17 protein-coding genes and 1 pseudogene are annotated in these 21186 nt (G+C 70.4%); 1 reads left to right on the forward strand and 17 read right to left on the reverse strand.

Features of this window, described 5'->3' with window-relative positions; genetic code table 11:
• Positions 1–40: 40 nt before the first annotated feature.
• A complete protein-coding gene (locus AB0H52_RS11985; RefSeq protein ID WP_151489201.1) occupies positions 41–823 on the reverse strand; it encodes an IclR family transcriptional regulator C-terminal domain-containing protein in 783 nt (260 codons plus the stop codon).
• Positions 824–977: 154 nt separating this feature from the next.
• Between AB0H52_RS11985 and AB0H52_RS11990 the strand changes: the two genes are divergently transcribed.
• Complete coding sequence (locus AB0H52_RS11990) at positions 978–2195, forward strand: MFS transporter (protein WP_357946863.1); 1218 nt, start codon at positions 978–980, stop codon at positions 2193–2195.
• Here the strand turns inward: AB0H52_RS11990 and AB0H52_RS11995 are convergent.
• From AB0H52_RS11995 to AB0H52_RS12070, 16 genes and pseudogenes are all read right to left on the reverse strand, one after another.
• Positions 2171–3256 carry a polyprenyl synthetase family protein gene (locus tag AB0H52_RS11995; protein ID WP_151489199.1) on the reverse strand — a complete coding sequence of 362 codons (1086 nt, stop codon included), beginning with the start codon at positions 3254–3256 and terminating at the stop codon, positions 2171–2173. The genes AB0H52_RS11990 and AB0H52_RS11995 overlap by 25 nt on opposite strands.
• Before the next feature lie 90 nt (positions 3257–3346).
• Positions 3347–4900 carry an NADH-quinone oxidoreductase subunit NuoN gene (nuoN, locus tag AB0H52_RS12000; RefSeq protein ID WP_357946866.1) on the reverse strand — a complete coding sequence of 518 codons (1554 nt, stop codon included), beginning with the start codon at positions 4898–4900 and terminating at the stop codon, positions 3347–3349.
• 55 nt (positions 4901–4955) lie between these two features.
• Positions 4956–6488 carry an NADH-quinone oxidoreductase subunit M gene (locus tag AB0H52_RS12005; protein WP_151489197.1) on the reverse strand — a complete coding sequence of 511 codons (1533 nt, stop codon included), beginning with the start codon at positions 6486–6488 and terminating at the stop codon, positions 4956–4958.
• Positions 6489–6552: 64 nt separating this feature from the next.
• Positions 6553–8481, reverse strand: coding sequence for an NADH-quinone oxidoreductase subunit L (gene nuoL / locus AB0H52_RS12010; protein ID WP_151489196.1), 1929 nt, complete (start codon positions 8479–8481; stop codon positions 6553–6555).
• Positions 8482–8492: 11 nt separating this feature from the next.
• Entirely contained in the window at positions 8493–8792 is a 300-nt protein-coding gene (gene nuoK / locus AB0H52_RS12015) for an NADH-quinone oxidoreductase subunit NuoK (RefSeq protein WP_030486270.1), read from the reverse strand.
• A gap of 58 nt (positions 8793–8850) precedes the next feature.
• Positions 8851–9621 (reverse strand): NADH-quinone oxidoreductase subunit J, encoded by a 771-nt coding sequence (locus AB0H52_RS12020; RefSeq protein ID WP_151489195.1) that lies wholly within the window; start codon positions 9619–9621, stop codon positions 8851–8853.
• Positions 9618–10259, reverse strand: coding sequence for an NADH-quinone oxidoreductase subunit NuoI (nuoI, locus tag AB0H52_RS12025; protein WP_151489194.1), 642 nt, complete (start codon positions 10257–10259; stop codon positions 9618–9620). The genes AB0H52_RS12020 and nuoI overlap by 4 nt, the downstream gene beginning before the upstream one ends.
• Position 10260: 1 nt before the next feature.
• Positions 10261–11607: an NADH-quinone oxidoreductase subunit NuoH gene (gene nuoH / locus AB0H52_RS12030; protein WP_151489193.1), complete on the reverse strand. Its 1347-nt coding sequence runs from the start codon at positions 11605–11607 to the stop codon at positions 10261–10263.
• The gene (locus AB0H52_RS12035) at positions 11604–14111 is read right to left on the reverse strand and encodes an NADH-quinone oxidoreductase subunit G (RefSeq protein WP_357946871.1); all 2508 of its coding nucleotides are present in this window, start codon (positions 14109–14111) and stop codon (positions 11604–11606) included. Before AB0H52_RS12035 ends, nuoH begins: the two co-directional genes overlap by 4 nt.
• Positions 14111–15427: an NADH-quinone oxidoreductase subunit NuoF gene (gene nuoF / locus AB0H52_RS12040; protein ID WP_151489191.1), complete on the reverse strand. Its 1317-nt coding sequence runs from the start codon at positions 15425–15427 to the stop codon at positions 14111–14113. The genes AB0H52_RS12035 and nuoF overlap by 1 nt, the downstream gene beginning before the upstream one ends.
• Positions 15428–15858: 431 nt before the next feature.
• Positions 15859–16623 (reverse strand): annotated as a pseudogene (gene nuoE / locus AB0H52_RS12045) (NADH-quinone oxidoreductase subunit NuoE); the annotation flags it as partial.
• Positions 16620–17945 carry an NADH-quinone oxidoreductase subunit D gene (locus AB0H52_RS12050; RefSeq protein WP_151489189.1) on the reverse strand — a complete coding sequence of 442 codons (1326 nt, stop codon included), beginning with the start codon at positions 17943–17945 and terminating at the stop codon, positions 16620–16622. The gene AB0H52_RS12050 and the pseudogene nuoE, both read right to left, overlap by 4 nt.
• Positions 17942–18670 (reverse strand): NADH-quinone oxidoreductase subunit C, encoded by a 729-nt coding sequence (locus AB0H52_RS12055; protein ID WP_151489188.1) that lies wholly within the window; start codon positions 18668–18670, stop codon positions 17942–17944. Before AB0H52_RS12055 ends, AB0H52_RS12050 begins: the two co-directional genes overlap by 4 nt.
• Positions 18667–19344 carry an NADH-quinone oxidoreductase subunit B gene (locus AB0H52_RS12060; RefSeq protein ID WP_151489187.1) on the reverse strand — a complete coding sequence of 226 codons (678 nt, stop codon included), beginning with the start codon at positions 19342–19344 and terminating at the stop codon, positions 18667–18669. Before AB0H52_RS12060 ends, AB0H52_RS12055 begins: the two co-directional genes overlap by 4 nt.
• A gap of 14 nt (positions 19345–19358) precedes the next feature.
• Entirely contained in the window at positions 19359–19724 is a 366-nt protein-coding gene (locus tag AB0H52_RS12065; RefSeq protein WP_007454588.1) for an NADH-quinone oxidoreductase subunit A, read from the reverse strand.
• A gap of 133 nt (positions 19725–19857) precedes the next feature.
• Complete coding sequence (locus AB0H52_RS12070) at positions 19858–21135, reverse strand: geranylgeranyl reductase family protein (RefSeq protein WP_151489186.1); 1278 nt, start codon at positions 21133–21135, stop codon at positions 19858–19860.
• Between the last annotated feature and the right edge of the window lie 51 nt (positions 21136–21186).

Below are 21186 nucleotides of genomic sequence, written 5' to 3' on the forward strand. Positions count from 1 at the left end.
CTCTCCCAGCCCGGGAGAGGGCCTCTCGGCGTCGTACGGGTCAGTGGTCGGCGGCGATACCGTCGGCGACGCTGCGGGCCACCGTGAGCAGCTTGGCGCGTACCACCCGGGCGGAGGTCATCATCTCGCTGGCCGGCAACGCACAGGCCAGCACGACCCGGCGTTCCATGTCCTTGTCCGGGGTGACCAGCACCGCCGCGCACGCCACGCCCTGGCGGAACTGCCCCAGCTCCAGTTGCATCCCGCGCCGGTCCCCGGCGGCCAGGTCGGCCTCGAACGTCTCGGTGGTGGTCAACGTGGCGCTGGTGAACGGCCGCATGCCGTACTCGCGCAGGTAGCGGAAACGCTGGTCGGCGGTGAGGGTGGCGAGCAGCGCCTTGCCGAGGGCGGTGGCGTGCGCACCCTCGTCGAAGCCGGGGACCAGATCCTCCAGGTAGGGCGACCGGTGCCCCTCGGCGACCGCCGTGATGGCCACCTGACCGCCGACGAAGCGGCCCAGGTAGTGACTGTAGCCGGTGTCCATCGCGGCCCGCCGCAGCGTCTCACCGACGGCCGGCGGACCCCGGAACGCGGTCACCAGCTCCCGGTAGCGGTCGGCCACCTCCAACCCCACGATGTACGTGCCGTCCTCGCGACGGATCACGTAACCCTCGTAGGCGAGTGTGCGCACCAGATGGTAGGTCGTGGCCACCGTCAACTCGCAACGCCGAGCGATCTGCTTGACGGTCAGGCCCTTCGGGGCGCGACCGACCGACTCCAGCACCCGCAGTGCTCTGGACACGCTGCGGATCAGGTCCGAAGGTTCTGCCAAGGGGTCGCGCACAACCACCTCCGCCGCCGGGGACTTACACCATATGAAAAACAGGCCCGGTGCGAAATGCCTGTTCGGGTCGAGGATGCCAGATCACCATCCACAGCTTGTGCCCCGCCGGTCACGAGGAGTGCTCTGCACATGCCTCGCGTAGGTTTGCCGGACGATGGCCAACACAGCCCTCACCCCGGCCACCGCCCGTCCCCGACCCGTCCGGGCCAGCGTCGGTGCCGTCGCCACCACCGTCGCCTGCGTCATGCCCGTCTTCCTGCTCGGTGGCCTCGCCGTGCAGATGGGCGCCGACGTCGGCTTCTCCCCTGCCGGCCTGGGCGTCGCCGTGGCCGTCTACTTCGGGGTCAGCGCACTGGCCTCGGTGCCCTCCGGCCGCCTGGTCGAACGGTACGGACCGGCCGTGGTGGCCCGCGGCGGCATCCTGCTGGCCGCCGGGTCGATGCTGGCCGTGGCGGCGCTCGCCCGGTCGTACCCGGTGTTGGTGGGGTTGCTGGCGCTCAGCGCCGCCGCGAACGCCCTCGGCCAGCTGGCCAGCAACGCGGCACTGGCCCAGCACGTGCCGGCCCGCCGCCAGGGGCTGTCGTTCGGCGTCAAGCAGGCGGCCATCCCGGTCTCCACCCTGCTCGCCGGTGCCGCGGTCCCCACCATCGCGCTCACCGCCGGCTGGCGCTGGGCGTTCGTGGCCGCCGCCGGTGCGGCGCTGACGACGCTGCCGCTCGTACCCCGGCAGGAGGCCGGCCGCGCCCGCAAGGCCAGCGACAGGCGTGCCGGCCGGGCCACCGGGGCGCTCGTGGTGATCGGCGCGGCGGCGACCCTGGCCGCCGCCGCGGCCAACGCGCTCGGCACCTTCCTGGTGGACTCCGCGGCCGCCCGAGGACTGTCCCCGGGCCTCGCCGGCCTCACCCTGACCCTGGGCAGCGCCGTCTGCGTGACGGCCCGCGTGGGTGCCGGCGCGCTGGCCGACCGCAGGGCCAGCGGCCACGTCGCGCTGATCGCCGCGATGCTGGTGGTCGGCGCGGTCGGCCTGGGCCTGCTCGCGTTGACCGGCGCGGTGCCGCTGGTGGCGGGCGTGGTGCTCGGCTTCGGCCTGGGCTGGGCGTGGCCCGGCCTGATGAACTTCGCGGTGGTCCGGCTCCACCCGCAGGCGCCGGCCACCGCCACGTCGATCACCCAGACCGGGGTGTACGCGGGCGGCTGCCTCGGCCCGCTGAGCCTCGGCCCGCTCGCCGCCCACCTCGGCTACCCGGCGATGTGGTCCACGGCGGCGGTGTCGATGCTGCTCGCCGCCGCGCTCATGCTCGTCGGCAGTCGGCTCCTGACCGTCGCCGGCACGACCCGGAGTGCGGATCAGCTGGTGCGGTCGGCGATGTAGTCGCAGAGCGATTCGAGGGCGCGACGCGACGGCCCGTCCGGCAGCGGGGCGAGTCGCGCGCGGGCGTCCTCGGCGTAGCTGCGCACGGTCTCCCGCGCCCGCTTGAGCGCCGGGCTCTCCCGGAGCAGCCCCAGCGCCTCCGCGTGCAGCGCGTCGTCGGTCAGCGGGCCGGTCGCCAGGATCTCCCGCAGGCGCACCGAGGAGGCGTCGGAGTCGTCCGCCGCACGGGCGTAGAGCACCGGCAGCGTGGGAACGCCCTCCCGCAGGTCCGTGCCGGGGGTCTTGCCCGACTGCACCGACTCGGACGCGATGTCCAGCAGGTCGTCGGAGAGCTGGAAGGCCACCCCGATCGTCTCGCCGTACCCGGCCAACGCCTCGACGTGCTCCGGCGCGGCACCACCGAACATGCCGCCGAAACGGGCCGACGTGGCGATCAGCGAACCGGTCTTGTCCGCGATGACGTTCAGGTAGTGCGCGACCGGGTCGTCGTCGGCACGCGGCCCCACGGTCTCCGCGATCTGACCGTGCACCAGGCGGGCGAACGTGCGCGCCTGCAACCGGACCGCCTCGGGGCCCAGATCGGCGGCGATGTCCGCGGCGCGGGCGAAGAGATAGTCGCCGACCAGGATGGCGACCGAGTTGGTCCAGCGGGAGTTCGCGCTCGGCGCACCCCGACGCACGGCCGCCTCGTCCATCACGTCGTCGTGGTACAACGTCGCCAGGTGCGTGAGCTCCATCACCACGGCGGCCGGAATGACCTGTGCGCCGGTCGGATCACCGAACTGGGCGCCCAGCGCCACCAGCAGGGGGCGGAAACGCTTTCCGCCGGCCTCGACCAGATGCCGGGCGGCCTCCGTGACGAACGGGTCCGCGCTCGCCACGCTGGCCCTTAGCTCGACCTCCACCGAGGCCAGCAGACCCAGCACGGACGCCTCGACGCGGGGATCGGCGAGATGCAGGCCGAGCGCGCCGAACTGACTCGTGCTCGCCCGACCCCGACGACCGCCGGAGCCGGAGGCACCTGAACGCTCACCAGCCGGAATCACCACACCATCAACCATGCCACACCCGTTCGACCTGCTCCGGGTCGGGGATACGCACCGGAGGCCGGCACGCGAACGCGTACCGGCCTCCGATCGACGAGACTCGCGTCATCGCACGAATTCGGCTGCTCCGGCGGCCAGATCGAGCAGCGGCGCCGGGGCGACACCCAGCACCAGAGTGGCCACCACGCCGATCATCAGCGCGGCGGAGGTGAGCCCACCGGGCACGGTGACGGTCGGGGTGGACTCGCCCGGCTCGGAGAGCCACATCATCACCACGACCCGCAGGTACGGGAACGCCAGCACCATGCTGGTCAACACACCGGCGATCACCAGCCAGGCCTGCCCCTCCTCCAGGGCCGGCCCGAAGATCGCGAACTTGCTGGTGAAGCCGCTGGTCAGCGGGATACCCGCGAAGGCCAGCAGGATGAACGTGAACAGCCCGGCGAAGAACGGCGAACGCCGACCCAGCCCCGCCCAGCGGGACAGGTGGGTGGCCTCCCCGTCGGCGTCGCGCACCAGCGTCACCACCGCGAACGCGGCCAGCACCGAGAACCCGTACGCCACGAGGTAGAACATCGTGCCGGACAGCCCGTCGCGGGTCGGCGCCAGCACACCGACCAGCAGGTAGCCGGCGTTGGCGATCGAGGAGTACGCGAGCAGCCGCTTGATGTCGGTCTGGGTGACGGCGAGCACCGCGCCGATCAGCATGGTCAGCACCGCGACCGCACCGAGCACCGGCGTGAAGTCCCAGCCGGCGTCCGCGAACGCGACGTGGAAGACACGCAGCAGCGCACCGAACGCGGCGACCTTCGTGCAGGCCGCCATGAACCCGGTGACCGGGGTCGGCGCACCCTGGTAGACGTCCGGCGTCCACACGTGGAACGGTGCCGCGGCGGCCTTGAAGAGCAGGCCGATGGAGAGCAGCGCCATGCCGGCGAAGAGCAGCACCGGGCTGGCCGGCGACTCGGTCACCGCCGCGTTGATGGTGGCGAAGTCGACACCGGCGGCCCGACCCGGAACGCCGGCCGTGAAGCCGTAGATCAGGGCCACGCCGAACAGGAAGAACGCCGAGGCGTACGCGCCGAGCAGGAAGTACTTCATCGCCGCCTCCTGGCTCAGCAGCCGCCGGCGACGGGCCAGCGCGCAGAGCAGGTACAGCGGCAGCGAGAAGACCTCCAGCGCGATGAACATGGTCAGCAGGTCGTTCGCCGCCACGAAGATCAGCATGCCGCCGATCGCGAACGTGGTGAGCGGGTAGACCTCGGTGAGCCCGTTGCGGCCCTCGGCCTGCCGCCGGTCGTCGGCCGACTCGGCGGTCACCGCGGCCTGCGCGACGAACGCACCGCCGCGTTCCACCGAGCGGTCACCGATCAGCAGCAGCGCCATGGCGGCCAGCACCAGGATCGCGCCCTGGAGGAACAGCGTCGGCCCGTCCACCGCGAGGGCCTGACCGGCGGTGATGATCCGGTCGTCGGCGCTCAGGACCACCATGGTCAGCGCGGCGAGCACCGCCAGCAGTGCCAACGTCAGCTGCACCAGGTGCCGCGAACGCCGGGGCACGAACGCCTCGACCAGCACACCGAGCAACGCGGTGCCCAACATGATCAGGATCGGGGCCAGCGCCGCGTAGTCGAGCGACGGCAGTTTCAACTCGGTCACTGTGCCGACCTTTCGTTCGCGACTGCGGGGCTCCGCTGCGCTGCACTCCTCGCGCTCACCGGTGCGCCTCCTGGACGGTGCCCACCGACGGGGCGGGGTCGGTCCTGCCGATGTCGTCCATGGTCGCCTGGACGGCCGGGTTGATCACGTCAGTGACCGGCTTGGGGTAGAAGCCGAGCAGCACGATCAGCGCGATCAGCGGGGCGACCACGACCTTCTCGCGCAGATTCAGGTCCCGGCGCATGCCGTCGACCTCGGTCAGCGCCGGGTTGAGCGTGCCCTGGGTGGTGCGCTGCACCATCCACAGCACGTACGCGGCGGCCAGGATGATGCCGAGCGTGGCGATGACCGCCACCGGCTTGTTCACCGTGAAGGTGCCGATCAGCACCAGGAACTCGGAGATGAACGGCGCGGTCCCGGGCAGCGCGAGCGAGGCGAGACCGGCGAAGAACAGCACACCGGCGAGCACCGGAACCAGCTTGCCGGCACCACCGAAGTCGCTGATCAGCGCCGAACCACGCCGGGAGATCAGCATGCCCACCACCAGGAACAGCAGGCCGGTGGCCAGACCGTGGTTGAGCATGTAGAGCACCGCGCCCGTGCCGGCCTGCGTGGTGAACGCGAAGATGCCCACCCCGATGAACCCGAAGTGCGCGATCGAGGTGTACGACACCAGCCGCTTGAGGTCGTTCTGGCCGACCGCCAGCAGCGCGGCGTAGACGATGCCGATCACGCCCAGCGCCAGAGCCCACGGCGCGAACCACTTCGACGCCTCGGGGAACAGCGGCAGGCAGTAGCGCAGGATGCCGAACGTGCCGACCTTGTCCAGCACGCCGACGAGCAGCGCGGCGGCACCCGCCGGAGCGGCACCACCGGCGTCCGGCAGCCAGGTGTGGAACGGGAAGAACGGCGCCTTGATGGCGAACGCGAGGAAGAAGCCGAGGAACAGCCACCGCTCGGTGCCGGTGCTGATGTCCACCTGCGACAGCGCCTGCCAGTCGAACGTCTTCCCGCCGACCACCCACAGGCCGATCACCGCGGCCAGCATGAACAGACCGCCGACGAGCGAGTAGAGGAAGAACTTCACCGCCGCGTACTGCCGCTGGTGGCCGCCGTAGCTGCCGATGAGGAAGTACATCGGCACCAGCATGACCTCGAAGAACACGTAGAACAGGAAGACGTCGGCGGCCGCGAAGACGCCGATCATCGTGCATTCGAGGACCAGCAGCAGCGCGAAGTAGACGGGCACCGACCGCTTCGACGACTCCGCGTCGTGCCAGGACGCCAGGATCACCAGCGGCACCAGCACCGCGATCAGCATCAACATCACCAGGGCGATGCCGTCGGCCGCGAAGGTGAAGCTGACACCCCAGTTCGGGATCCACGAGTACGACTCGCGGAACTGGAACCGGTCACCGCCGGCGTTGAAGCTGACCCACATCACCACCGACAGCACCAGCACGAGCAGTGACCAGGCGAACGCCACCTGCTTGGCCAGCTCCGGCCGGTGACGCGGCAGGAAGGCCACCACCAGGGCGCCCACCAGCGGCGCCACGGTGAGCACCGAGAGGAACGGGAAGTTGGACATTATGCGGCCTTACCTCCGTCGTCACTGCGTGGTCCGCCGGCGGGGGCGGCCGGAAAGAGGTCGATCACGCCAACCACCCCGCCTGCACGGCCAGGAACGCCGCCATCACCAGCAGCACGCCGGCCAGGATCGAGGTGGCGTACGAGCGGACGAAGCCGGTCTGCATCCGCCGGAGCCGGCCCGAACCACCGCCGACCGCGGCGGCGAGCCCGTTGACCAGCCCGTCGATGCCCCGGTTGTCGAGGAAGACCAGCGCCCGGGTGAGGAAGATGCCCGGCTTCTCGAAGACCGCTTCGTTCACCGCGTCGGCGTAGAGGTTGCGCCGGGCGGCGGTGACCAGCACCCCGGCCGGCTGCGGCGCGGTGGCCGTACCGGTCCGGAACAGGAACCAGGCCAGCCCGGCGCCGAGCACGGTGACCAGCAGCGACAGGATCGTGATCACCGTGTGGGAGAGCACGCCGTGGGCCTCACCGGCGGCCTCCTCGCCGAGCACCGGTGACAGCCAGGAGGCGACCCCGTCGTTCCAGGCCATCAGGCCACCGGCCACCACCGAGCCGGCAGCCAGCAGGATCAGCGGGATGGTCATCAGCTTCGGCGACTCGTGCGGGTGCTCGATGTCCTCGGTCCACCGCTTCGGGCCGTGGAAGGTGAGCACGAACAGCCGCGTCATGTAGAACGCGGTCAGCCCCGCGCCGAGCAGTGCCGCGCCGCCGAAGAGCCAGGCGGTCCAGTCCTCCCGATCGAAGGCGCTCGCGATGATCGGCTCCTTGGAGAAGTAGCCGGAGAGCGGCGGGAGGCCGATGATGGCCAGCCATCCCATCATGAAGGTCAACCAGGTGATCTTCATGTGCTTCGAGAGGCCACCGAAGCGGCGGATGTCGACCTGGTCCTTCATGCCGTGCATCACCGAGCCGGCGCCCAGGAACATGTTGGCCTTGAAGAAGCCGTGCGCCAGCAGGTGGATGATGGCCAGCGCGTACGCCCCGCCGCCCAGGCCGACGCCGAGGAACATGTAGCCGATCTGGCTCACCGTCGACCAGGCCAGTACCCGCTTGATGTCGTCCTTGGCCGCGCCGATGATGCAGCCCATCAGCAGGGTGAGCGCGCCGACGCTGACCACCACGAGTTGCAGCGTCGAGTTCGCCGAGAAGACCGGGTTGGAGCGGGCGATCAGGTACACGCCGGCGGTGACCATGGTGGCGGCGTGGATGAGTGCCGACACCGGGGTCGGGCCCTCCATCGCGTCCGGCAGCCACGCCTGCAGCGGGAACTGACCGGACTTGCCGGCCGCGCCGAGCAGCAGCAGCAGGCCGAGCACCAGCACGGTGGTGCCGGTCAGCGAACCGACGCCGTTGAACACCTCGTCGTACTGGGTGGTGCCCAGGGTGGCGAACATGATGAAGATGCCGATGGCCAGGCCGGTGTCGCCGACCCGGTTCATCAGGAACGCCTTCTTGCCGGCGGTGGCGGCGCTGGGCCGCCCGTACCAGAAGGAGATCAGCAGGTACGACGCCAGACCGACGCCCTCCCAGCCGAAGTACAGCATCACGTAGTTGTTGCCGAGCACCAGCAGCAGCATCGCCGCGACGAACAGGTTGAAGTACGCGAAGAACCGGCGGCGGCCCTCGTCGTGCGCCATGTACTCCACCGCGTACAGGTGGATCAGGAAACCCACCCCGGTGATCAGCAGCACGAAGACCGCGGCCAGCGGGTCGAACAGCAGACCGAAGTCGACCCGGAGATCACCGACCGCGATGAAGTCCCAGAGGCTCAGCTCGACCGACTTGTTCTCCAGGCCACGCAGCTGGAAGAAGAAGGTCAGGCCGAGCACGAAGGCGGCACCGATGGCGGCGACGCCCAGCCAGTGCCCCCAGCGGTCGGCCCGACGGCCGAGCAGCAGCAGGATGGCCGCGCTGACCAGCGGGATCGCCACCAGCAGCCAGACGCTGCCGAGCAAGCCCGTGGCACCGGCGTACTGCACAGTCTCTTCCACTTGCTTGCCCCTTAGTACTTGAGCAGGTTGGCGTCGTCGACGCTCGCCGAGCGCCGCGTCCGGAAGATGGACATGATGATCGCGAGACCGACCACGACCTCGGCCGCCGCCACGACCATCACGAAGAACGCCATGATCTGACCGTTGAGGTCGCCGTTGATCCGGCTGAAGGTGACCAGCGTCAGGTTGGCCGCGTTGAGCATCAGCTCCACGCACATGAACAGCACGATCGCGTTGCGCCGCACGAGCACCCCGGCGGCACCGATGGTGAACAGCACCGCGGCCAACACCAGGTAGTAGTCGGGCGTCATGACTGGCCTCGCCTTTCGTTCGCGACTGCGGGGCTCCGCTTCGCTGCACTCCTCGCGCTCACCGATCCGTACCCTTCAGCGTGGTCTCCTGCGCGGTCAGCTCCCGCACCGGCAGGATGTCCGGCGTGCTCCGATCGGTGAGCCGGCCGTCCGGCAGCCGCGCCGGGGTGGCCACCGAGGAGGAGGTCGCGAAGACGCCCGGGCCCGGCTTGGGGCCGGGGTAGTTGCCCGGCGCGAAGCGGGCCCGCATCGTCGACGGCTGGTCGACCTTGTCCTGCTTACGCCGCTCGATGTGCGCGAGCACCATGGCGCCGACCGCCGCGGTGATCAGCAGCGCCGAGGTCAGCTCGAACGCGAAGACGTACTTGGTGAAGAGCAGTCGGGCGATGCCCTGCACGTTGCCCTCCGCGTTGGCCTGCTCCAGGCCGACCGCGGTGGTGCCCTCCAGCGCCCGGTAGAGCGCACCGCCGACCAGGCCGGCGAAGCCCAGCCCCAGCACGATCGCGGCGACGCGCTGGCCGCGCAGCGTCTCGATCAGCGAGTCGGAGGCGTCCCGGCCGACCAGCATCAGCACGAACAGGAAGAGCATCATGATCGCGCCGGTGTAGACGATGATCTGCACCATGCCGATGAACGGCCCGGCCTGGAGCACGTAGAACACGCCCAGGCAGAGCATGGTGAGCACCAGCCAGAGCGCGGAGTGCACCGCGTTGCGGGCCGCCACCATCCCGATCGCGCCGATGAGCGCGAGCGGCGCGAGGATCCAGAAGGTGACCTCCTCACCACCGGACACCCCACCCGCCGCGGCCAGCACCGTAGACGTGGTCATGCTTGCTCTCCCTTGCCGGCCGCCGCGCGCTGGGCGGCCTGCTCGGCACCCGGGAACGTCACGCCGGGGTGCTCCTCGACCTGGTACCGGCCGGGGCCCATCGGGGACGTCTCGGCACCGGCGGAGGTGCCCGGATTGTCCAGGGCGCCGACGTAGTAGTCCTTCTCGCTGTCGCCCAGGCGCATCGGGTGCGGCGGCTGCTCCATGCCTTCGAGCAGCGGCGCGAGCAACTGCTCCTTCGTGAAGATCAGGTCCTGCCGGTTGTCCCGGGCCAGCTCGTACTCGTTGCTCATGGTCAGCGAACGGGTCGGGCAGGCCTCGATGCACAGGCCGCAGAAGATGCACCGCGCGTAGTTGATCTGGTAGATGCTGGCGTACCGCTCACCCGGCGAGAAGCGCTGGTCGTCGGTGTTGTCGCCACCCTCGACGTAGATCGCGTCCGCCGGGCAGGCCCAGGCGCACAACTCGCAGCCGATGCACTTCTCCAGGCCGTCCGGGTGCCGGTTGAGGATGTGCCGCCCGTGGTAGCGCGGCGCCGACACCGGCGGCTTGAACGGGTAGTCGGTGGTGACGACCTTCCTGAACATGTGCGAGAAGGTGACACCGAATCCCTTGAACGTTCCGGTGATCGCGCCCACGTCACACCTCCCTGGAGTCCGAGCCGGCGACGATGTTGGCCGGCTCCCGCTCGGCGACCACGCGCGTGATACGCGGGCTCGGTGGTACCTGTAGATCCATCGGTGGCAGCGGGAAGCTCCCGTACGGCCGGCTGTCCACCTGTTCCTGCGTCGTCGGCTTCGGCTGCGGGCGGCGGTTGGGCCAGAACAGCGTGGCGATCAGCAGGACACCGGCCGGGATGCCGACGGCGATGAGCTTGCTGCGCGAGTCCCAGTCCTCGATGGAGCGCAGGCCCGACAGGACCAGGATCCAGACCAGGTTGATCGGCAGCAGGACCTTCCAGCCGAAGCGCATGAACTGGTCGTAGCGCAGCCGGGGCAGCGTGCCGCGCAGCCACACGAACACGAAGACCAACGCGATCACCTTGCCGAAGAACCAGAGCATCGGCCACCAACCGGAGTTGGCGCCCTCCCACAGGGTGATCGGCCAGGGTGCCCGCCAACCGCCCAGGAACAGCGTGGTGGTGACCGCGGACATGGTCACCATCGCGACGTACTCGCTGAGCATGAAGAGCGCGAACTTCAGCGAGCTGTACTCCGTCATGAAGCCGGCGACCAGCTCGGACTCGGCCTCGGGCAGGTCGAACGGCGCCCGGTTGGTCTCACCCACGGTGGCGATGAAGAAGATGATGAAGCTGGGCAGCAGCAGGATCGCGTACCAGCCCGGCGCGGGGATCTCGGTGCCGAAGACGGTCAGCTGGGTGCCGTCGCCCTGAGCGGCGACGATCCCGCTGGTGCTCATCGTGCCGGCGGTCATGAACACCGCGACGATGCTCAGGCCCATGGCGACCTCGTAGGAGATCATCTGGGCGCTGGAGCGCAGACCGCCGAGGAGCGGGTACGTCGAGCCGGAGGCCCAGCCGCCCAGCACGATGCCGTACACGCCCATCGATGAGCAGGCCAGCAGCAGCAGCACCGCCACCGGCACGTCGGTGACCTGCAACGGCGTGTGGTGACCGGCGATGCTCACCATCGGGCCGAACGGCACCACCGACAGCGCGGTGACCGCGCAGATCACCGAGATGGTCGGGGCGAAGAAGTAGACGACCTTGTCGGCCGCCTTCGGCAGGATGTCCTCCTTGAAGGCCATCTTCAGGCCGTCGGCGAGGGTCTGCAGCAGACCGAACGGGCCGACCTGGTTGGGGCCGGGCCGCACCTGCATGTAGCCCACCACGCGCCGCTCGAACCAGACGCCGAGCAGGGTGGCCAGCAGACCGAAGGCGAACGCGAAGACAATCTTGCCCAGGACCAGCCACCACGGATCCCGGCCGAAGTCGGCCAGCGTCGGATCCTGCGCCAGGTACCTCACTCGACACCCCCAGCATTGAGCAGCGGACCCGGGAGACCGGCCTCGTCCGCCGCGACGCGCCCGGCCGGAACGGCCGCGCCCGGTGCGGGAACGGAGATCCGGACGACCGCGCCGGACGTCGCCCCGAGGCTGCGTCGCACGGTCGCACCGGGTGAGTTGGTCGGCAGCCAGACCACGCCGTCCGGCATCTCGGTGAGTTCGGCCGGCAGGGTCAACGCGCCCCGGTCGGTGCCGACCGTGACCGCGTCACCGTCGGCCACACCGAGTGCCTCGGCGGTGCCCTTGCCCAGCCGGACGACCGGCGGGCGGGCGGTGCCGGCGAGGTGCTCGTCGCCGTCGGTCAGGGTGCCGAGGTCGACCAGCTGGTGCCAGGTGGCCAGCACGGCCTCTCCGGCGCCCGGGTGCGGCACCGCGCCCGGCGACACCGACGGTGCCGCCGGCCGGGACGTGCGGGTGGCCGGCAGCGAGCCCAACTCGCGACGCACACTCAGCACGTCGCCGGTGCCGAGCCGCACGTCGAGCAGGGCGGCGAGCGCGTCGAGGACCCGGCCGTCGGTCATCGCGGCGGTGTCCAGCACCGCCTCGAACGGCCGCAGCCGACCCTCCCAGTCCAGGAAGCTGCCGGCCTTCTCGACCACCGGGGCGACCGGCAGCACCACGTTGGCGCGTCGGGTCACCGCGCTGGCGCGCAGTTCCAGGCTCACCAGGAACGGCACCGCGTCCAGAGCGGCCTCGGCCAGCCGAGGGTCGGCCAGGTCGGCCGGGTCGACACCGCCGACCACCAGGGCGCCGAGCTGCCCGTTGGCCGCGGCGGCCAGGATCTGATCGGTGTCCCGACCGGCCTGGCTCGGGATCACCCCGGCCGGTATGTCCCACGCCTCGCCCAGCTCGGCCCGCGCCGCCGGCTCGGTGACCAGCCGGCCACCCGGGAGCAGGTTGGGCAGGCAGCCCGCGTCGACCGCGCCACGGTCACCCGCGCGTCGCGGCACCCAGGCCAGCTTCGCACCGGTACGCCGGGCCACGTCCGCCGCGGCGGAGAGCCCACCCGGCACGCTGGCCAGCCGCTCGCCGACGATCAGGATCGCGCCCGGCGCGCTCAGCGCCTCGGTGACCGTGGCGTGCTCGGCAAGCACGCTGGCCTCCTCGCCCGGCACCACCCGGGCCAGCTTGGCACCGAGCTTCTCCAGGCCGCGGGTGGCGAACGGCGCCAGCGCGTACACCGTCAGGGTCTTCTTCAGGTACGCCTTGCGCAGCCGCAGGAAGAGGATGGGGCACTCCTCCTCCGGCTCCAGGCCGACCAGCACCACCGCCGGCGCGTTCTCCACGTCGGTGTAGGTGACGTCGGTGACCCCGGCGACCGAGCTGGCCAGGAAGTCGGCCTCCTCGCGGGAGACCGGCCGGGCCCGGAAGTCGATGTCGTTGGTGTTCAGGGCGACCCGGGCGAACTTCGCGTACGCGTAGGCGTCCTCGACGGTCAGCCGGCCGCCGGTGAGCACCGCCGTGCCCTGCCCGCCCTCCCGGGCCGCGTGCAGCCCCTCGGCGGCCACGGTGAGCGCCTCACTCCAGGACGCCTCGCGCAGCTCGCCGGTGCGCTCGTCGCGGACCAGCGGGGTGGTCAGCCGGTCGGTGGCGCGGGCGTACTGGAAGCCCCACCGGCCCTTGTCGCAGTTCCACTCCTCGTTCACCTCCGGCTCGTCACCGGCCAGGCGGCGCAGCGCCTTGCCGCGACGCCAGTCGGTGCGCTGCCCGCAGCCGGCCGAGCAGTGCTCGCAGACGCTGGGGCTGGACACCAGGTCGAACGGGCGGGCGCGGAACCGGTACTGGGAACCGGTGAGCGCACCCACCGGGCAGATCTGCACGGTGTTACCGGAGAAGTAGGAGTTGAACGGGACGTCCCCGGCGTCGCCCTCTTCGCCGTACGCGTCGTCCCGGTAGATGTTGATCTCCTCGGCGGACGACCGGCCCATCAGGTCGATGAACTTGTCGCCGGCGATCTCCTCGGAGAACCGGGTGCACCGCTGGCAGAGCACGCAGCGCTCGCGGTCCAGCAGCACCTGGCTGCTGATCGCCATCGGCTTCTCGTACTCCCGCTTGTGCTCGTGGAAGCGCGAGTCGGTGCGGCCGGTGGACATCGCCTGGTTCTGCAGGGGGCACTCGCCGCCCTTGTCACACATCGGGCAGTCCAGTGGGTGGTTGAGCAGCAGCAGCTCCATCACCCCCTCCTGCGCCTTCTTGGCGACCGGGGAGGTGATCTGCGTCCGCACGACCATGCCGTCGGCGACGGTCTGGGTGCACGAGGCGACCGGCTTGCGCTGCCCCTCCACCTCGACCAGGCACTGCCGGCACGCGCCGGCCGGGGCCAGCAGCGGGTGGTCGCAGAACCGGGGGATCTCGGTGCCCATCTGCTCGGCGACCCGGATCAGCAGCGTCCCCTTGGGGGCGGTGACCTCGATGCCGTCGATGGTGAGGGTGACGGTCTCGGTCTGCTTGGCTACGTCGGTCATTAGTGGGCTCCCACCAGCTGCTTGTCCGACAGCTTCGGCGCGGTACGTCCCTCGATGTAGTCGAGGTAGTCCTGCTTGAAGTACTTCAGCGACGAGGTCACCGAGCTGGTCGCGCCGTCACCCAGACCGCAGAACGAGCGGCCGAGGATGTTGTCGCAGGTGTCCAGAAGGGTGTCCAGGTCCTCGTGGGTGCCCTGACCGGCGAGGATCCGCCGGTAGACCCGGACCATCCAGTAGTTGCCCTCGCGGCACGGGGTGCACTTGCCGCACGACTCGTGGTGGTAGAACTCCAGCCACCGGTACGTCGCGTACACCGGGCAGTCCTGGTCGGAGAAGATCTGGGTGGCCGTGGTGCCCAGGATCGAGCCGGCCGCCGCCACCCCCTCGAAGTCCAGTGGCACGTCCAGGTGCTCGGCCGCGAGCAACGGCGTGGACGATCCGCCCGGAGTCCAGAACCGCAGGTTGTGACCGGGCTGCATCCCGCCGGCCAGCTCCAGCAGCTCGCGCAGCGTGACACCCATCGAGCACTCGTACTGGCCGGGGTTGGCGACCCGACCGGAGAGCGAGTAGATCATCGGACCGGAGGACTTCTCGGTGCCCATGGTCTTCCACCAGTCGGCCCCACCGAGCACGATCGGCGGCACGCTGGCGATGGTGCCGACATTGTTCACCACCGTCGGGCTGGCGTAGAGGCCGTGGGTGGCCGGGAACGGCGGGCGCAGCCGGGGCTGACCCCGGAACCCCTCCAGCGAGTCCAGCAGAGCCGTCTCCTCGCCGCAGATGTACGCCCCGGCGCCGGAGTGCACGACCAGTTCCAGGTCGTAGCCGCTGCGCAGGATGTTCCGGCCGAGGTAGCCCTTGTCGTACGCCTCCTGGACGGCGTTGCGCAGCCGACGTGCGGCGTGCACGGCCTCGCCCCGGATGTAGATGTAGGCGCGGCTGGCCCGGATCGCGTACGACGCGATGATGACGCCCTCGACCAGCGCGTGCGGGTCGTGGGTCATCAGCGGCAGGTCCTTGCAGGTGCCCGGCTCGCCCTCGTCGGCGTTGACCACCAGGTAGTGCGGCTTCCCGTCACCCTGCGGGATGAAGCCCCACTTGAGTCCGGTGGGGAAGCCGGCGCCGCCACGGCCGCGCAGCCCGGAGTCCTTGATCAGCTGGATCAGGTCGTCCGGGTGGGCCTTGAGCGCCTTGCGCAGCGCGGCGTAGCCGTCGAGCTGCTCGTAGGTGCCGATCCGCCAGGCGTCCGGCGACAGCCAGCGCTTGGTCAGCACCGGCGTCAGCTTGGCCAACGTCTCCGGGCGGGGAGTGGTCACTTCTGGGCCCCCGTTTCGCTCGCGTCCGCCGGTCCGGCGCCGTCGGCGACCGTGCCAGCCTTCGCTTCGGTGAGGTTGCGCTCCTGCGCCCCGGCCTCGTCGCCGGCGGGCTTGCCGTCGCCGGCCGGCGCGTTGGCCGCCACGCCGGCGGCCTCGGCCGCCCGCGCGTCGCCAGCCGCGGGCGCGGTGCCGGTGCCGTCCACCGGAACCTTCGTGCCCGGGGCGTCCGCCACGGCGGTGTCCGCGTCCGGCTGCCGGGTCTCGGCGGTACGCACCTGCGGCGACTTGCCGTCCGGTGCCGTGACGTCCCGCGTGGTGCTGCCGGTGGCGTCTGCCGGCTTCGCCGGCTCAGTGGCGTCTGCCGGCTTCGCCGGCCCGGCGACCCCGGCGGCCCCCGTCGGGGCGGACGCCCCGTCGCCACCCTTCACCGGGGCAGCACTGGCCTCGGCGGGCGCCGGCTTGGCGGCCTCCGCCTTCGCCTTCGCCTCGGCGGCGGACTTGTCCGCCTCCGCCTTGCTGCGGATCGGGGTGTTCGGGTCGAAGCCCGGCACCGAGACGCCGTGCTGCTGCGCCAGCCGCAGCCCGCGCAGGGTGGGCTCGCCCGGCCCGCCGTCGGCGACCGCGCCGTCGCGCTCGTCGGCGAAACCGGCGAGCTGCACCGCCATCTCCTTGAGCGTGCAGAGCCGGGCGCCCCGGGTCGGCATCGGCCGCCCGCCCGCGCGCAGCTCGTCGACGACGCCGCGGGCCGTCGACGGGTCGACGCCGTCGAAGAAGTCGTAGTTGACGGTCATCACCGGGCCGTAGTCGCAGGCCGCCAGGCACTCGGCGTGCTCCAGCGTGATCGTGCCGTCGGCGGTCGTCTCGTCGTGCCCGACACCCAGGTGCTCGGAGAGCGTGTCGTAGACCTCCTGGCCACCGAGCACGTTGCACATGGTGTTGGTGCAGACGCTGACCAGGAAGTCACCGGTCGGCTTGCGCTTGTACATGGTGTAGAAGGTGGCCACCGCGCCCACCTGGGCCTTGTTCAACCCGAGCACCTCGGCGCAGAACGCCACACCGGCCGGGGAGACGTACCCCTCCTCGGCCTGTACCAGGTGCAGCAGCGGCAGCAGCGCCGAGCGGGACCGGTCCGCCGGGTAACGGGCGATGATCTCGCGCGCCCGCTCCCGCGTCTCGTCGGTGAAGACAACACTCATCGGTCACACCCACCCATCACGGGGTCCAGCGAGGCGCCGCCGGCGATCACGTCGGCGATCAGGCCGCCCTCGGCCATCGCCGGCAGGGCCTGGAGGTTGACGAAGCTCGGCTCCCGGTAGTGCACCCGGTACGGCCGCGTGCCGCCGTCGGAGACCGCGTGCACGCCCAGCTCGCCGCGCGGCGACTCGATGCCGACGTACACCTGGCCGGGCGGAACCCGGAAGCCCTCGGTGACCAGCTTGAAGTGGTGGATCAGCGACTCCATCGACTGACCCATGATCTTCGCGACGTGCTCCAGCGAGTTGCCCATGCCGTCGACGCCGATGGCCAGCTGCGCCGGCCACGCGATCTTGCGGTCGGCGACCATCACCGGACCCGGCTTCAGCCGGTCCAGCGCCTGCTCGACCAGCTTCATCGACTCGCGGATCTCGGCGAGCCGGACCAGGTAGCGGCCCCACACGTCACCGTCGGGGTGGGTCGGCACGTCGAACTCGTACGTCTCGTAGCCGCAGTACGGCATGGTCTTGCGCAGGTCCCAGGCGAGGCCGGCGGAGCGCAGCACCGGGCCGGTGACACCGAGCGCCAGGCAGCCGGTCACGTCCAGCACCGCCACGTTCTTCGTACGCTCGGTCCAGATCGGCTGGCCGGAGAGCAGGTCCTCGTACTCCTTGAGCTTCTTCGGCATCATCTTCAGGAACTCGCGGATCTTGACGATCGCCGCGTCCGGCACGTCCTGCGCCACACCGCCCGGCCGGACGTACGCGTGGTTCATCCGCAGACCCGTGATGGTCTCGAAGATGTCGAGGATGTACTCCCGCTCCCGGAAGCCGTACAGCATGATCGAGATCGCGCCCAGCTCCATGCCGGTGGTGGCCAGCCAGACCAGGTGCGACGAGATCCGGTTGAGCTCCATCATCAGCACGCGGATGGTGGTGGCCCGCTCGGTGATGTCGTCGGTGATGCCGAGCAGCTTCTCCACGGCGAGGGCGTACGCCGTCTCGTTGAAGATCGGGGCGAGGTAGTCCATCCGGGTCACGAACGTCGAACCCTGCACCCAGTTGCGGTATTCGAGGTTCTTCTCGATGCCGGTGTGCAGGTAGCCGACGACGGAACGGGCCTCGCGGACCGTCTCGCCCTCCAGCTCCAGGATCAGCCGCAGTACGCCGTGCGTGGACGGGTGCTGCGGACCCATGTTGACGACGATCCGCTCGTCGTTGATCGGGTCGGTGCCCGAGACGATGGTGTCCCAGTCGCCACCGGTGACGGTGAAGACCCGGCCCTCGGTGGTCTCCCGCTCGGTCGCATAGTTCGACGTGGTCACTGGTAGGACCTCCTCCGGTCCGGCGGCGGAATCTCAGCGCCCTTGTACTCGACCGCCACGCCACCGAGCGGGTAGTCCTTGCGCTGCGGGTGGCCCTCCCAGTCGTCCGGCATGAGGATCCGGGTCAGGTTGGGGTGGCCGTCGAAGACGATGCCGAACATGTCGTACGCCTCCCGCTCCTGCCAGTCCGCCGTCGGATAGACCGCGGTCACGCTGGGCAGGTGCGGGGCCTCGGCGGAGACCGCGGCCTCCAGCCGGACCCGACGCCGGTAGGTCATCGAGGTGAGCTGGTAGATCACGTGCAGCCGACGTTCGTCGGCGCCCAGGTAGTCCACCCCGGACACCGAGGAGCACAGCTCGAAGCGCAGCGCCAGGTCGTCACGCATCACCTGGCAGACCTCGGCGATCCGCTCCGGGCGTACGTGCAGGGTCAGCTCGCCCCGGTCCACCACGACCTTCTCGATCGCGTCACCGAAGTGCGGATACGCCTCCTCCAGCGCGTCGCGCACCTCGTCGAAGTAACCGCCGTACGGACGGGGGGTTTCCTCGATCGGCTGGCGCTGGCGGACCAGGCCGCCGTAGCCGGACACGTCACCGCTGCCGTGGTTGCCGAACATCCCGCGACCGGCCGGGCTGGCCGGCGGGAACTCGGCCGGGGCACCACCGGTGGCACCGGCCGGCACCACCGGCAGCGGTACGCCGCCGTCGTTGGGCTTGTCGCTCATTTGGGGCCTGCCTGCGGGTGGAGGTGGTTCTGGGCGTTCATCCAGTTCTCGATGCGCAGCTGCTCCTCGCGGCCCTCGCGGACCGCGCGGGTCCACTCGGCACGGCGGGTCTTGTCACTGCGGTACGACGACGGCATGGAGCCGTAGGGCACGACCGGGACGTCGCCGCGCTCCTGACGGGCGGCCAGCATCTTGCGGCCGTTCGGGCCCAGCGGCTCGTACATGATCTTCTCGCGGAGCTTGAGGATCGCGTCGATGAGCATCTCCGGCCGAGGCGGGCACCCGGGCAGGTACATGTCGACCGGCACCACGTGGTCGACGCCCTGCACGATCGCGTAGTTGTTGAACATGCCGCCGCTGCTGGCGCAGACGCCCATCGAGAGCACCCAGCGGGGCTCGGCCATCTGGTCGTAGATCTGCCGCAGCACCGGGGCCATCTTCTGACTCACCCGGCCGGCGACGATCATCAGGTCGGCCTGCCGGGGCGAGGCCCGGAAGACCTCCATGCCCCAGCGGCCCATGTCGTAGTGCGGACCACCGGCGGCCATCATCTCGATGGCGCAGCAGGCCAGGCCGAAGGTGGCGCCCCAGACGGACGACTTCCGGGACCAGTTGACCAGCTTCTCCACCGAGGTGAGCAGGACGCCGGCGGGAAGCTTCTCCTCGATGCCCATCTGACGTTCCTTCCTCAGTCCCAGTCCAGGCCGCCGCGCCGCCACACGTAGGCGTACGCGACGAAGACCGCGACGATGAACAGGACCATCTCCACGAAGCCGAAGATCGGCAGGGCGTCGAACGAGACCGCCCAGGGGTAGAGGAAGATGATCTCGATGTCGAAGACGATGAAGAGCATCGCCGTCAGGTAGAACTTGATCGGGAACCGCCCGCCGCCGACCGGCTGGGGGCTGGGCTCGATGCCGCACTCGTAAGCCTCGAGTTTGGCCTTGTTGTATCGACGGGGACCGGCGAAGCGGGCGGCGCCAACGGAGAACAGCGAGAACGCCGCGGCGAGGGCGAACAGCCCGATGATCGGTGCGTAAGGCGAGAGCGACATCGTTTTCTCCTGCTCGTCCTTCCCTGCCCTCGGTGCTTGACGAAAATCACACTATTCACGTCCCTCGCAGTGACTGTCGGCGGGGGTCGATCTTTGTCATGTCGGTGCTGCGACCAGCACCGACACCGTTCATCTATACGGCTGGCGCGGCCTTCGTCATCGCGTTGATGACCCGGTCCATCGCATCCCCGCCGCGCGGGTCGGTCAGGTTTGCCAGCAGCTTGAGCACAAAACGCATCAGCGTCGGGTGTGGCATGCCGTGCTTGGTGGCGATCCGCATGATCTCCGGACGGCCGATCAGCTTCACGAAGATCCCGCCGAGGCGGTAGTAGCCACCGAGGCGGGCCTTCAGCTCGTTCGGGTACGCCAGTAGCGCCCGCTCACGCTCCGGGCCGGCGGGGCGCGCGAGGGCCTGCACCGCCACCTCCGCCGCCAACTCGCCGGACTCCATCGCGTACGCGATGCCCTCGCCGTTGAACGGGTTGACCATGCCGCCGGAGTCGCCGACCAGCAGAACGCCGCGGGTGTAGTGCGGCACCCGGTTGAAGCCCATCGGGAGGGCGGCGCCGAGGATCGGGCCGTCGGCGTTGGTCTCGTCGGTCATCCCCCAGTCGGCGGGCGTGTTCGCCAGCCAGTCGGTGAGCAGCCGGCGGTAGTTGGTCTTACCGAACGCGGAGGACGAGTTGAGGACGCCGAGACCGACGTTGACCCGCCCGTCGCCGAGCCCGAAGATCCAGCCGTACCCGGGCAGCAGGTTGTCGCCGCTGTCCTTGCTGCGCAGCTCCAGCCACGACTCCAGGTAGTCGTCGTCGTGCTTGACCGGGGAGTGGTAGTAGCGGCGGACGGCCACGCCGATCGGCCGGTCCTCCCGCTTGGCCAGCCCGAGCGCGAGCGGGAACCGACCGGAGACCCCGTCGGCCGCCACGACCAGCGGGGCGTGGAAGGTGGTCGGCTCCTTGCCGGGCCCCACCTCCGCCTCGACACCGGTCACGCGGCCGTCGCCGTCGAGCACCGGGCCGAGCACGTTGACGTTGGTGCGCAGTGTGGCGCCGGCGGCCACCGCCCGCTGGGCGAGCAGGTCGTCGAAGTCCAGTCGGGTGCGCACCAGCCCGTAGTTGGGGAAGCTCGCCAGCTCCGGCCAGTCCAGTTCCAGGCGTACGCCGCCGCCGATGACCCGCAGACCCCGATTGTGCAGCCAGCCGGCCTCGGGTGAGGTGTCCACACCCATCCGGATGAGCTGGCGCACGGCGCGCGGGGTCAACCCGTCGCCGCAGACCTTCTCCCGGGGGAACTCGGTCTTCTCCAACAGCAACACCCGTACGCCGTGCCGGGCCAGGTGGTACGCCGTCGCCGATCCACCGGGACCGGCGCCCACGACGATGACGTCGGCGTCGTGTTCCACCGCGGTCATTCGGGCCTCCTCCCGCACGCTCGTGAAATGCTTCACAAGCCAGACGGGACG

The sequence above is a fragment of the Micromonospora sp. NPDC050695 genome (genome assembly GCF_040654415.1).
Classification (GTDB): domain Bacteria; phylum Actinomycetota; class Actinomycetes; order Mycobacteriales; family Micromonosporaceae; genus Micromonospora.